Below are 13,065 nucleotides of genomic sequence, written 5' to 3' on the forward strand. Positions count from 1 at the left end.
GTCTTTATAATGTTAATCATCAGCATTGGTTTTTTAACTGAGAACAAAAACCAAAGCCATAAATTGTTTAATTTCATTTACAGTTGTTGTATTGGTTGGCTTCTGATTACTTTTTCTATGGGATCCGTCGTTAGTCTAATTAAGAACGAGGATTTTGCATTTCCTTCATTGCTTACATACTTCATTATGTTTGTACTTCCTTTAATCACATTCTTTTTATTTGAAGTTAATTTGTATAAAAAAGTTAAATGAATTGATTAGGTGTTTTATGCCTTTTCTAGATCTGGATAAAATAATTAGGACAATTAGAAAAACATTGAGATACTACTCAGTGTTTTTTCTCATTTCAACAACATTGTAACCACACCTATCGACCTGGAAAAATGAAGAAATTAAAAAGAAATAAACACTAAACTTGTTATTTCAATAAAAAATAGACATACAATTGTATAACTAATTGGATGTCTATTTAAGGTTATATTTTAGAAAAGTGATTTACAATCGAACACACCAAATACTTCATTTTGGGAAGCTAATAGCTATTTCGATTAAATAAACATACCTGCAATTGCAGCACTTAGTAAAGATGCCAACATCCCGGCAGCTACCGCACGTAAACCTAATTTTGCAATATCTGAACGACGGTTCGGCGCAAGTGCACCTAATCCACCAAGAAGGATTGCCATAGAACTTAAGTTTGCAAATCCACATAATGCAAAACTCACGACGATTACTGTCTTCGGAGATAAGTTTGCAATTTCAGGAGCAAATGCAGAATAGGCAACGAACTCATTTAAAACTAATTTTTGACCGATGAAACTTCCCGCAGTTACTGCTTCAGACCAAGGTACACCGATAGCAAATGCAAGTGGTGAGAACACATAACCCAAAATCATTTCAAGTGATAGATTTCCGTATCCGAAAATGCCACCAATACCACCAAGAATTCCGTTAATCATTGCAATCAAAGCGATAAACGCCAATAACATTGCACCAACGTTTAATGCTAATTTAAGACCATCACCTGCTCCACGAGCGGCTGCATCAATTACATTGACTGATTCTTGATCTTTTTCTAATTCAAATTCCGAATCATCGATTTCTTCCGTTTCTGGAATCATCAATTTAGCCAATACTAAACCTGCAGGCGCAGCCATAAAGCTTGCTGCCAGTAAGTATTCCAGAGGTACACCAAGAAGCGCATATCCAACAAGAACTGAACCTGCAACAGATGCTAGTCCACCTGTCATAACTGCAAATAGTTCTGACTTCGTCATTTTTGCGATGAATGGACGAATAATCAATGGTGCTTCCGTTTGACCAACGAAAATATTCGCTGCTGCTGAAATGGATTCAGCTTTACTTGTTCCAAGCAATTTAGATAAAGCTCCACCAATTATACGAATCAAAATTTGCATAATCCCTAAGTAGTACAAAACAGAAATTAATGCTGAGAAGAAGATAATGACTGTCAGTACTTGAAAAGCAAAGACAAATCCAAAATTCTCTACATCAGCAGCCGGTCCGAATAGGAAGGAAATACCTTCATTTGCATAACCGATTACATTCTGAACTCTTTCTGAAAACCATACTAATCCAGCTCGTCCCGCTTCCCATTTCAATACGATAAAAGCAAACAGGATCTGGATTGCCAAGCCGCCTAAAATTGTTCGATAATTAATCGATTTTTTCGCGCTTGATAATAGAAATGCGATTCCTAATACAACTAAAATACCACCGATTCCCCAGATAATATTCAAGTATGTCACCTCTTTTATTATTTTTGTCCCTCTCAAGAAGAAAACGCTTTCTTTCGCGTTTAATGTAAATTGGAGGTTGTCTGACGACAGACAACTTATCGGAATCGTAACAAATCCTCGAACATAAGTAAATGGATATTGTTTGAAATAAGCTCTTTAACCATGTAAATATGAAGAATTTAAAAACTAAAATACTGTCATAGGATGAGTCTATTCGTGCTTTTGATACAGGACTTCACATGTAAAACTTTTCCCAAACAATCATAAAAATAATTTCTTGTGGGAATACTTCTCTTAGCCATTTCACTTAGGAGGATATTTAATTTGGATACTGTAGAAAACTCATTATCCATTTTCGCCCTTGGCGGCGTAAATGAAATCGGAAAGAATATGTATGTCCTGCAAGTTGAAAATGACATTGTGGTCATCGACTGCGGATCTAAATTTCCAGATGAAAGCTTACTCGGCATCGATCTAATCATTCAAGATATTTCGTATTTACAAGAAAATAAGGACAAGGTTCGGGCATTAATCGTTACGCATGGACATGAAGATCATATTGGCGGCATCCCCTATCTATTGAAACAATTAAACATGCCGGTTTACGCTAGCAGAATGACATTGGGGTTAATTGAAATTAAATTGAAAGAACATGGCCTGTTAAGACAAACCGAAATGAATCTGATTGATTCCAAGTCGAAAATTAATTTCAATGCCATCACATGTACTTTCTTTAAAACAAACCACAGCATTCCAGATTGTTTAGGCATTGCTTTCCACACTTCAGAAGGAGTAATTGTTCATACTGGTGACTTTAAATTTGATTTGACTCCAGTGAACAATGAATATGCAGACATTCATGAAATGGCCGAACTTGGTAAGAAAGGTGTTCTCGTATTATTGTCGGAAAGTACGAATGCTGAACGTCCTGGGTTTACACCATCCGAATCATTGGTCGGTGGGCACATTGAAGATGCATTCCGGAAAGCCAACAGAAAAATCTTTATTTCCACATTTGCATCCAATGTTCATCGAGTACAACAAGTCGTGGATGCTGCCCAAAAAACAAATCGTAAACTCGTCTTATTAGGTCGCAGTATGGTGAATGTGGTCTCCGTCGCCATGGAACAAGGTCATTTAAATGTTCCTGAAGGAATGATCATTGAACCACATGATATCAAGCGTATGGCACCTGAGAACGTGGCTATTCTTTGTACAGGAAGCCAAGGGGAACCGATGGCTGCTTTATCGCGCCTCGCAAGCTCCAACTATCGACAAGTAGAGATTCTGCCTGAAGATACAGTCATATTCGCTTCCTCACCAATCCCTGGAAATGAACGAAATGTTTCGCGAGTTATCGATAATTTGTATCGTTTAAGGGCAAAAGTCATTTATGGTTCTGGCAGTGCTACAGGGATGCATGTATCCGGACATGCGTGCCAGGAGGAATTAAGACTGATGCTGACCTTGATGAAACCGAAATACTTTATCCCGATTCACGGCGAGCTAAGAATGCTGCATCAACATCGTTTAATCGCCGAGTCTGTCGGGGTGGAAAGAGAAAATGTCTTCATCATCAATAATGGAGATGTAGTTGACGTCAATAACTCCATTGCGCGTCAAACGCGAAAAGTACCTTCTGGAAACATATTTGTCGACGGATTGGGTATTGGGGATGTAGGGAATATCGTTCTGCGTGATCGCAAGTTGCTTTCTGAAGACGGGATGATTGTCATCGTCATTACTCTTAGTAAGTCAGATGGTCAAATTATTTCAGGTCCTGATACCATTTCCCGAGGCTTCGTCTACGCACGAGATGCAGAAGAGCTGATGAAGGAAGTAGATCGATTAGTGGTAACCACTATCCAAACGACTGAAGCTCCAAATGGACGCCAGCGTAATGTACTGAAACAAAGCATTAAAGCTACTTTAGGGAAGTTTTTATATGCAAAAACGAAAAGAAGACCGATGATTCTACCCATCATTATTGAAATTTAATACAAGTGCTTAGACGAATAAAAGCGAACTCCATTAATTAAAGGAGTTCGCTTTTTCCTGTTCATCTTCTTGGCATTCTTGATTTCAAATCAGTTCGATCGTAAAAAATGGATTTAATTGAATCCATTAGAACTTGTTTGGTAGCTGCGATGTTTACTTTCTTTAGAAATTCGGGGCGAATAAGTGGGTAAAGTGGCTGTTCCACTTCGTAAAAATATCGGAGGGAATCAATGACCTTTGCATCCCATTCTTCATGGAAACGAAGTAAATCATCCGGGTAAACGCGTATCCGGTCCGTCCCGTCTTCCGGGAAACAATCAAATGGTTCATCGATATTTAATGTTCCATAATCATCCGTCAGCTGTTCGCCGGGATGAATGTCTCGAATGGCCACTTCAAATTCATAAGCCGTACCCATACAATTGGCATGAAAACTGTGATTTACATATCTTCCGAGATCCCAGCAGAGAATGTATTTCCCTTCTTGATTTCGGTACGCATATTTCTTCAAAATCTCTCCTCTGTATTCGTCAATCTTATGGAGATAATCTGCGTCCAATATGTGATCGAGATCATCCATTGCCCATGTTATGGTTCCCTTTGGAATAAATTTCGTCGCAAATACCCCGAAACCAATTTGATCATTAATATAACGTAATTCCGTATGTGGATGCATCATCTCTTAGTATTCCCCTTCACTTAGTTGGTATTAAAAATAGTCTATGCACTTGGGGAACAACTTGTTGAAAACTCTGTGTGGGAACACTTAATTCAACAGTAAAAAACCTCCAGAAGATCTTAAATCTCCTGAAGGTTTTTCGTATTATGAAATGGCCTGTTTTTTTAGGATGATTTGCTGCAATGCCTTTTCGAGTGTATCGAATGTAAACTGAAACCCATCTTTTTCGAGTCGCTCTGGCAACACCCATCGACTTTTCAAAATGAGTTCCGTTTCGGTTTTCATGAAGACTGCACCGATTTCGAGCATCCACTTTTGAGCCGGCAATCCAAGCTTTCGATTCATCGTCTTGCGCAGTTGTTTCATGAATTCACGATTTGAAACTGGATGTGGCGCCGACACATTAAAGGCACCTTTTAAATCAGTTCTTTCCTGAAGAAACAGAATGGCCCGGTACACATCTTCAATGTGAATCCAACTGAACATTTGATTACCGTCCCCCTGTACTCCCCCGAGTCCGAAGCGTACCAAGTTGAAGTAAGGCTCCATCACTCCACCCTCTGCACCGAGTACAATTGACATGCGTAATGCTACTTGTCTAGTACGTGGAAGTTGATAATCGAATAAGGATTGTTCCCACGCTTTGGCTACATCTACCGAAAAACCGGTGCCAATTTCTCCATTCTCTTCTGTCATGGGACGATCTTCTGCATGCCGATAGATTGTAGCTGTGCTGGAATTGATCCACAAGGGAGGAGGACTGCCACAAGCCAACAGTGCGTTTCCAAGAATTTGAGTTGTCTTTGTACGGGAGCTGATGATTTCTTCTTTATTCTTGTCATTGTATCGACAGTTAACGGATTTACCTGCAAGATTGATGAGCATTTCCGCACCATCCAGAGCACTGATTATACCCGCCTGATTTGACCACGCAATATGTTGAGGTTGTCTAGAGATTATCTTCACTTCATAACCTGTAGCTGTAAATTTATCTTCCAGATATTGTCCAATAAAGCCTGTTCCTCCAGCTAAGACGATCTTTTTTTTCATAATATCCACCCGTTTCATCAAAGTCTTTATAAACAAGACGTCTGAATCATGATTTAGGATGCCGTGGTGGACAGTTAATAAATTTTAATTCCTTGATTCACTCTCAAGCTGTGTTTATTCCTCTTCACGAGCGACTTATTCCCTTTCCCCCATTCATCCCAACAAATCTTTGTCGTAGTCTTGGAAAGGGTTTTAAACAGTTGATGCCGAAATAGTAAACAATCGTATTTTTTAAATAGGGAGGAATTAAAAATGGCAGAAAATCCAGAACTACAGGTCACACGTACCTTTGATGTTCCTAAAGAAACGCTATTTCAACTATGGACGGATGCGAACCATTTAAAACACTGGTGGACTCCTACAGGATATTCAATTGATGTGGTCAAGTTTGAATTGCATCCGGAAGGAGCGTTTCATTACAATCAAACGTCTCCTGAAGGTCACACGATGTGGGGGAAATTTGTCTACAAAGACATTGAAAAGCCTGACAGACTTGTCTACATCAGTTCCTTTTCGAATCCAGATGGACAAACTTGTCGAGCACCATTCCATCCAAGTTGGCCTCTTGAAATTCTTAATACATTAAATTTCATAGATGAAGACGGGAAAACGGTTCTTGCAATGCGAGGGATGCCGGTTTCTGCTACTGAAGAAGAACTTTCCATATTCCAAAACGCACGTGAAGGCATTCAACAAGGATTGGCCGGAACGTTCGATCAATTAGACACCTATATTAAACAATTGAAGTCATAATACTTTGACTAGAATCAAAAAAATGCACCCGCTATTGATAAGCGGGTGCATTTTTATTCGAATTAGCCAATGACATGAACAACGAAATTCATCAGGAACAATCCTGCGATTACGTAAAGAGCCGGTGTTACTTCCCGCCATTTACCGATCGCAATTTTCAGGATTGGATACATAATGAAGCCGACTGCAATGCCATCTGCAATACTATAAGTGAACGGAATCATCGCAATGATGAACAATGCAGGGAAACTTTCGCTCAAGTCTTTCAACTCGAGGTTGCGAATGTTCTGCAACATCAAACTGCCAATAATGATCAGAATCGGTGCAATGGCGCTGTCCGGAATCAGTTTGATTACCGGAATGAAAAACGCTGCCACTAAGAACAACAATCCTGCAGTCACAGTTGTCAGTCCTGTTCGACCGCCCGCTACCATACCGGCAGCACTTTCAACCGAAGCTACCGTCGGACTCGTTCCGAAAATACCGGATGTCATCGCAGACACGGAGTTCGCTTGAAACGCACGACTGAATCTGTCTGGACGGTTGATGAACCCAACGTGTCCATGGACTAGCCCGATGTTCTCGAAGACAATGACCATAGTCAGTGAAAATACCGCAATCCAGAATGTCATGGACAGGAAATTCCCGAACGATAATGCACCGAATGCACCAAATGCGTCAGCCAAGCCTAAAGAAGCACTGTCTGTCTGATTAAAATCAATCAATCCGAAGAAAGACGCAATGATGGTTCCGACCACAATCGTAATAAGAAAATTCCCAGGTACGTTGCGGATGAATAGCACAATCGCTACAAGAAATGTCAGCACGGTCGCAAGCACTTGTGCTTCTCCCAAAGACCCGAGTGCCAAAATGGAACTTGAGCCTTTTTCGACGATGCCGCCTTTTTCTAGACCAATGAGCATCAGGAACAATCCAAGACCGACCGTAATCGCTTCTTTAAGCGAATGTGGTACAGCGGCACTTAGTATTTTTGAAAATGGCGTAAACGCGATAAACACGAAAATAACGCCAGATACAAAAACAACTGCCAATGCTTCCTGCCAAGAAAGACCCATTGATTGAACCATCGTATAGGAAAACAACGCATTGATTCCCATTCCCGGTACAAGCAATATCGGTACATTCCCCCAGAAGCCCATAACTAGACATCCGAACACTGATGCTGCAATCGTTGCGACAATCGCTGCTTCAAGCGGCATTCCCGCTTCAGACAGAATAAGTGCATTTACAGCAATGATGTAAACCACCGTGAAAAATCCGATGACTCCCGCCATTACTTCGCGCTTTACTGTCGTTCCGTTCGTTTTAAGACCGAAAAATCGGTCAAACCAATTAAGCATGTTTTCAACCTTCTATTAAATTAGCCCTCTCCCAACCCGCTCTGCCTGATAAACAGGTAAGCCATTAAGGATTTTAATCCTTAAGAGGTCATATGTCAATCTTTTGAAGTATTGGCGGCTAGGAATATTCGCGGTTTCGGAAGTTCAATTCACGGATTTTTGTCGTCTATTTGCGTTCGCACCAATTCCATGAATATTTTCCACTTCAATATAAAAAGACGCCCCTCTTCCAGGTAACGTCTTTACATTTTTATCAAGGTTGTTTTTTCTCGTTGTCTTTTTGTTTTTGGTTAACCAGAAAAATTGATTGATCTGACCCCGTGAACAGTTTTGCTAAATAAGAAGCCGTGTAGTTATACCCAGTATCAATTTTTTCTGCTAAGTAATTGGTTCGTTCAAAGAGAACGGAACGGAAATGGTCGATTTGTCTTAAGATTTTTTCCGTCAATGCTTCTTGGTTATCTAATCGGTTCAGTACTTCAGATTGAGTATTTTCCTGAGTATTCATATGTTGCGCGATTTGTTTTTGGAGTATTAGTTGCTCATCCACTTTTTGCTCCAGTTGCTCATTTCTCAACCCCACTTTATCCAACTGATGAACAACCTCTTGGTTTGATTGGCTTAGCTGATTCATGTAGTTAATTAAATCTTTGTTGGCTAAAACTTCATTTTCCAATGTTGATTGCAGTGCGACACTTTTTTCATCTAACTTCCTCAACCATTCCAACACTTGAGTTTCAATCTTTTCATGGTGGAAGTTCAATTTCTTCTGTTCACTAATCCCGTGTTGGAAAAACTTCCACTGGTTGGTTTGTTTCGTAGCTTGCTTTTCGAATAAATCTTTTAGCTCGCTGAATGATTGATGTAATGTTTCATTCGTTTTTTCCTGCGCTTCTAGCAAATCAGCTACGTGATTCTGTTTGAAAGACTTCTGATTAGGCTCCACTATTTGTCCATGATTCTTATAAACATCCGGGTGCTTATTTGTATTAATAAATAATCCCATCGCTACTTACACCCCTTTCCTGCCATTCTTTTTTTATATTATGCATGACAAGGGGGATTGGGCATTACGTTTGAGATGAAAATCGATTTTTATGGAAGCGAGCAAAAAATTTTTCAGCCTTTTCAAATCTATCGGGAGACCTTCTTTCATACACTTACTAAGAAGTTTGATAGATAAAGGGGTTATGAATGATGAAATTTAAATATTTATTGCTGTGCATCTTGTTTTTTGTCCTCACTTTATTTTCTTTGCCTACTTCCAGTCAAGCCACAAACACTTCAAACCGGTACATTGCATTACATGACCGTTTATTGGCCTTTGAAAAAGAAGAAGTCCGTCTGGAGAACGCACAAATAATGGTTCCATTTGAAAAAATGGCACGCTACTTGTATGCGGATATTCAGAAGTCAGACGAACAAATTACTATCACGAAAAACGCTACGTCTATTTCTTATAATTTTGTTACCTCTGAAACAACAATCAATCAAGAGATTATTCCCGGTTACTCAATGAAAATAATTGACGATATTCTGTACATCCCCGTTCGCTTGTTAGGAGAATCAACAGGTTTTAAAGTCGATTATTTGTCCGATATCTTGACTGTCCGACTTTATACAGATCATTACCCACATATGAGCCATCCACAGTTTATTCAAAAATTGAAGAAGCAGCGTAAAGAAATTCCATTACCTAAACCAACAACACCTGTTGATCCTGGAAAACCCATTGTCTATTTGACCTTCGATGATGGTCCGAATCGGTTTACATCCGAGCATTTAAACATCATGAAAAAATTTAATGTAAAAGGTACATTCTTTTTTGTAGGAAATCAGATCGCCAGTTATAAATCTTTGACCCAGTTGACTTATAAGGAAGGTCACACACTTGCGCTTCACAGCATGACGCACGATCGCAATAAGGTTTACGCTTCCGCGCCAGCATTCATTAATGAAATGAAACAAGAGGCTGAAATGATTCATTCACTGACCGGGTTCAAGCCTACGTTGGTTCGGACCCCTTATGGAAGTAAACCATACGTTACGTCAGCAATGCGTGGTTTGCTTAAACAGGAAGGTTACAAACTGTGGGATTGGGATGTCGATACATTGGACTGGCAAGTGAACGAAGCCAATTTCCAACAAATCATAACGAGGGTTAAAACAGGCGTGGAGAAAGCTCGCCAGGCTAAGGATCAACACATCGTCATATTGCTTCATGATCGTGTGCAGACCACTAAAGCGTTACCAGGAATCATTTCTTGGCTTCAGCAACAAGGGTATTCGATTCAACCTTATAGGGCTGAAATGCATGTTCCTCAAAACTTTTGGCATGACCCTGAACTTTAGGAAGGTGTTTGTATGTACTAAAAGTTCTGAAGCAATGCAGGTAAAAACAAACATAATTAATCAATCAAACACAGGATTCAAAGGCTTTGTTCGGTTGAGTGATGTGAAATGATATTTTGCTTTATTAATGTTAATCCATGGTCATCAATTTTTGATGACCTTTTTTCATTGGCGTGACCATAGGTTTCACAAATTCTATACTCTTGTACAAATGGAATTGAAAAGAAACGACCCAAAAGAATCAATCTCTTCAAGGTCGTCTCATTCTCTTGGTTTCCTTTATAGTGTTCACGAAAAAACTTTCAAAAAGATTCCTTTGTTACTTTTTTTTATCAGTTGGACGTGTCTTCTTATTCACTTCTTTCAACCTCATTGATTTGGTTTGATCTCGTATTTCCTTTGAGCTAACCATTCGATTCTCATCTAGCAACATCTCTTCTAGTGGAGGTGGTTTAATTAAACCGCTTTGCAACAATGGGTGATAAATTTCCATTCACACATTTCTCCCTCATAAAGTTAATTGTTTTTCCCTTTATTGCTGTGTAAACCAAGAACCATAGTATCTGCTTGCTGCAACGGCATAATCTCCTCGTGTTACTTTCTTTTCTGGTAAAAATACTGCTTCCATAGTTGGTTTTAAATCATAGGGACCTTGCGAGACATTAAAGGTAGCATTAAGAATATTTAGATTTAGAGCTACCTGTACATATCCTTTCATTGCTTCTGGAATGCTATCGCTGTCCTTAATTGCAATTCTTTCCCCGTTAAAAAGAACTGTTACTTCACCGATATGTTCATTTGCTTCTTTTTCCAATCCTAATGCTTGAACGAATGAGTATGCTAATTCCGTTCTATTCACTTCTCCACCCGGATTAAATTCACCTAATGGATTAAGTTGCATTACTCCTTTATTGCAGAGGTCCGTGTTGCGGATTGCCGCGCCTTTTGAAATCACCGCTTGAACGAATGGCATATCAGAACTACTCACGTCTTTTGGTGAAAGTGTTTGGCTTTGGCGAATCCCAGCTCCCATGACAAGCGAACGTGCCAGTTCGCTACGCACGAGATTTTGATCTGGTTTGAACGAACCATCTGCATATCCATCTATTAATCTTTCGTTTACAGCCATTTTAATAGCAGAAGCAGCAGCGTGACCTTCAATATCAGCTAAGCCTGTAAAACCGGCAACTTTTGAAAATGCGAGTGTGCCTTTAACTGTCTCAGGGGTAGCTACACCAATCGGATTAGCTGCATTTCCTTTCAAACCGCGAATTTCTACTTTCCACTCTCCTACTTTCGGCGAATTAACTGAAACCGTTCGATCGGTGTAAAGAGGGAATAAAAGGCTAGTACCTGAGCTAACTTCAGTACCATCTGGTGCTACTAAAACTAGATTGATTGGGTTACCCGTTTCCTCAAGAATTCCTTCTCCGTTTACCTTAGCTGTCAATTGAGAGATTCCTTCCCCAACTTGGAAAGTGTAACTATTGGAAGCAAGTGTTGCAGGGTTATAGTTTACTTCGAAAGATGCTCTCTCCGTAGTAGCCTCTACGTTGCTATTGAATTGTTGATTTGCATTTACCGTACTTCCATACTCGTTTCCAAACAACACATGATCCAGTGCTGCAAAAGCATTCAAATATCCTGTTCCCGCTTCCCATGTTTCATATCCAGGCATGTTTGTTGCCGTATCTTGCAGAACTTGTTTGATTTCTTCAGGTGATAATGTTGGCTTGGCTTCAAGCATTAATGCAACGACTCCAGCCACGTGTGGTGTTGCCATCGATGTTCCGCTCATCGTTGTATAGAAAGGGAGATAAGCTGGTTCTATCGTTTCCGCATCTGCAGTTGCTCCTAACGAGGATACCGGTCCAATAACTCGGGTTGAAACAATATCGACACCCGGTGCAGTAATTGTTGGACGGTCTTGCCAAGTCCAAGTCTTGCCATCCAAATCGAAGGTTCCACCTACGTCTTTCGTGCCCCTTGAGGAGAAGTCGGCAAGTTTGCCATCTTTTTCACCAGCGGCGATTGAGATGACCCATGGAGCTTTTGCATAAGGATTATGTGTATTTTCTCCAGGTCCTTCGTTACCTGCGGCAAACAGAACCGCTATTCCACGATCATATGCAGCTTTACTAGCTACGTTAATAGGATCATTCGGCTCGAAATCTCCTGATGAACCCCATGAATTAGTAATTACACGGATGTTGTATTGTGTTTGATGAGTTATCGCATAATCGAATCCGCCAATCCCGTCTAATACAAACAACGCTGCACCAGATCCATAACCAACCAGATTAGCTCCTGGTGCCGCACCTTCATACTTACCACCAGAACTTGCACCCGTACCGCCGACTGTACCGGCAACATGCGTACCATGTCCAGAATTCGTATCCGTATTTGGAACATTTTCTGTGTAAGTGATTGGCAATAGTTCGGGTTCAAGGCTATTTAAATTTGTGCTTCCCATTACATTTTGTACAAGGTTTTTTCCAAATTCATGATCTTTATGTGTTCCGTCAACCCCACTATCATTGACTACCACCCCAACGCCCTTTCCAGTTACCGGAAAACCACCGTTAGCCTTCTTCATGGCTGCATCCGTGCGCGCCTTGTCAACACCAGTCAATTGTGTTGCATCATAGTTGGAGTAACTTAACTTACTATTTAAGTAGAGAGATCTGACACTATCAAACGTTGCTAGTTTGTTCACTTGTTCCTTCGTCGCAAGAATCCCTGCGATTGGCATTGCCTTCATTGTGACACCAGTTGAAATTCCAAGATCCTTCAGAATACCAAGTTGCGCACTTGTAGGAGCTCCATCCCCCTTAAAAGTGACAATCACTTGCGTAGGGCCAGTAGCTGTTTCAAGAACCTTAGTCAGCTTACTGTCAATTACCGCGGTAGTGGCTGCCTTTACTTTTCCACCTTGAAGACCACCAAAGAACACGGCACTAATCATCAAAACACACATAAAACCATGTAGCCATTTTTTCATACATTCAATCTCCTCTTCATATTTTATTGTTTTCTTTTATTATCTGAAAATTAAAGCAATATTACTATTCAGCAAAGGATGTAATGAGGTAAGTAAAAGTACTATCTTTAT

At 40.1% G+C, this 13,065-nt stretch carries 10 protein-coding genes; 3 read left to right on the forward strand and 7 right to left on the reverse strand.

What is annotated here, in order from left to right; all coding sequences use genetic code 11:
- Positions 1 to 548: 548 nt before the first annotated feature.
- Entirely contained in the window at positions 549 to 1,760 is a 1,212-nt protein-coding gene (locus M9R32_RS11480) for a NupC/NupG family nucleoside CNT transporter (RefSeq protein ID WP_269926869.1), read from the reverse strand.
- A gap of 324 nt (positions 1,761 to 2,084) precedes the next feature.
- On the opposite strand from M9R32_RS11480, the gene M9R32_RS11485 reads away from it, so the two are divergent.
- Positions 2,085 to 3,758, forward strand: a complete 1,674-nt coding sequence (locus tag M9R32_RS11485) for a ribonuclease J (RefSeq protein ID WP_269926870.1) — start codon at positions 2,085 to 2,087, stop codon at positions 3,756 to 3,758.
- Positions 3,759 to 3,819: 61 nt separating this feature from the next.
- On the opposite strand, the gene M9R32_RS11490 is transcribed toward M9R32_RS11485, so the two are convergent.
- Together M9R32_RS11490 and M9R32_RS11495 are read right to left on the reverse strand one after the other, a co-directional pair.
- Positions 3,820 to 4,437, reverse strand: coding sequence for an SET domain-containing protein (locus M9R32_RS11490; protein WP_269926871.1), 618 nt, complete (start codon positions 4,435 to 4,437; stop codon positions 3,820 to 3,822).
- Between the two features lie 144 nt (positions 4,438 to 4,581).
- Entirely contained in the window at positions 4,582 to 5,487 is a 906-nt protein-coding gene (locus M9R32_RS11495; protein ID WP_269926872.1) for a TIGR01777 family oxidoreductase, read from the reverse strand.
- Positions 5,488 to 5,739: 252 nt separating this feature from the next.
- Between M9R32_RS11495 and M9R32_RS11500 the strand changes: the two genes are divergently transcribed.
- The gene (locus tag M9R32_RS11500; protein WP_269926873.1) at positions 5,740 to 6,240 is read left to right on the forward strand and encodes an SRPBCC family protein; all 501 of its coding nucleotides are present in this window, start codon (positions 5,740 to 5,742) and stop codon (positions 6,238 to 6,240) included.
- 62 nt (positions 6,241 to 6,302) lie between these two features.
- On the opposite strand, the gene M9R32_RS11505 is transcribed toward M9R32_RS11500, so the two are convergent.
- On the reverse strand, positions 6,303 to 7,601 hold the full coding sequence (locus M9R32_RS11505) for an NCS2 family permease (RefSeq protein ID WP_269926874.1): 1,299 nt from the start codon (positions 7,599 to 7,601) through the stop codon (positions 6,303 to 6,305).
- A 253-nt stretch (positions 7,602 to 7,854) separates the two neighbouring features.
- Positions 7,855 to 8,607: a hypothetical protein gene (locus M9R32_RS11510; protein WP_269926875.1), complete on the reverse strand. Its 753-nt coding sequence runs from the start codon at positions 8,605 to 8,607 to the stop codon at positions 7,855 to 7,857.
- A gap of 188 nt (positions 8,608 to 8,795) precedes the next feature.
- Here M9R32_RS11510 and M9R32_RS11515 point away from each other — a divergent pair, with 188 nt between their 5' ends.
- Entirely contained in the window at positions 8,796 to 9,953 is a 1,158-nt protein-coding gene (locus tag M9R32_RS11515) for a polysaccharide deacetylase family protein (RefSeq protein ID WP_269926876.1), read from the forward strand.
- Positions 9,954 to 10,272: 319 nt separating this feature from the next.
- Here the strand turns inward: M9R32_RS11515 and M9R32_RS11520 are convergent, their stop codons facing one another.
- Together M9R32_RS11520 and M9R32_RS11525 are read right to left on the reverse strand one after the other, a co-directional pair.
- Positions 10,273 to 10,446 carry a hypothetical protein gene (locus M9R32_RS11520; protein WP_269926877.1) on the reverse strand — a complete coding sequence of 58 codons (174 nt, stop codon included), beginning with the start codon at positions 10,444 to 10,446 and terminating at the stop codon, positions 10,273 to 10,275.
- Positions 10,447 to 10,485: 39 nt separating this feature from the next.
- On the reverse strand, positions 10,486 to 12,954 hold the full coding sequence (locus tag M9R32_RS11525) for a S8 family serine peptidase (RefSeq protein ID WP_269926878.1): 2,469 nt from the start codon (positions 12,952 to 12,954) through the stop codon (positions 10,486 to 10,488).
- Positions 12,955 to 13,065: the final 111 nt, after the last annotated feature.

Origin of the sequence: Paenisporosarcina quisquiliarum (genome assembly GCF_027563315.1) — a bacterium.
Taxonomy (GTDB): domain Bacteria; phylum Bacillota; class Bacilli; order Bacillales_A; family Planococcaceae; genus Paenisporosarcina; species Paenisporosarcina quisquiliarum.

What these genes read in the sequence shown, in the direction of transcription:
- M9R32_RS11490 (WP_269926871.1), bottom strand. Translation starts at nt 4,437, where the DNA reads ATGATGCATCCACATACGGAATTACGTTATATTAATGATCAAATTGGT.
- M9R32_RS11495 (WP_269926872.1), bottom strand. Translation starts at nt 5,487, where the DNA reads ATGAAAAAAAAGATCGTCTTAGCTGGAGGAACAGGCTTTATTGGACAA.
- M9R32_RS11500 (WP_269926873.1), top strand. Translation starts at nt 5,740, where the DNA reads ATGGCAGAAAATCCAGAACTACAGGTCACACGTACCTTTGATGTTCCT.
- M9R32_RS11505 (WP_269926874.1), bottom strand. Translation starts at nt 7,601, where the DNA reads ATGCTTAATTGGTTTGACCGATTTTTCGGTCTTAAAACGAACGGAACG.
- M9R32_RS11510 (WP_269926875.1), bottom strand. Translation starts at nt 8,607, where the DNA reads ATGGGATTATTTATTAATACAAATAAGCACCCGGATGTTTATAAGAAT.
- M9R32_RS11515 (WP_269926876.1), top strand. Translation starts at nt 8,796, where the DNA reads ATGATGAAATTTAAATATTTATTGCTGTGCATCTTGTTTTTTGTCCTC.
- M9R32_RS11520 (WP_269926877.1), bottom strand. Translation starts at nt 10,446, where the DNA reads ATGGAAATTTATCACCCATTGTTGCAAAGCGGTTTAATTAAACCACCT.
- M9R32_RS11525 (WP_269926878.1), bottom strand. Translation starts at nt 12,954, where the DNA reads ATGAAAAAATGGCTACATGGTTTTATGTGTGTTTTGATGATTAGTGCC.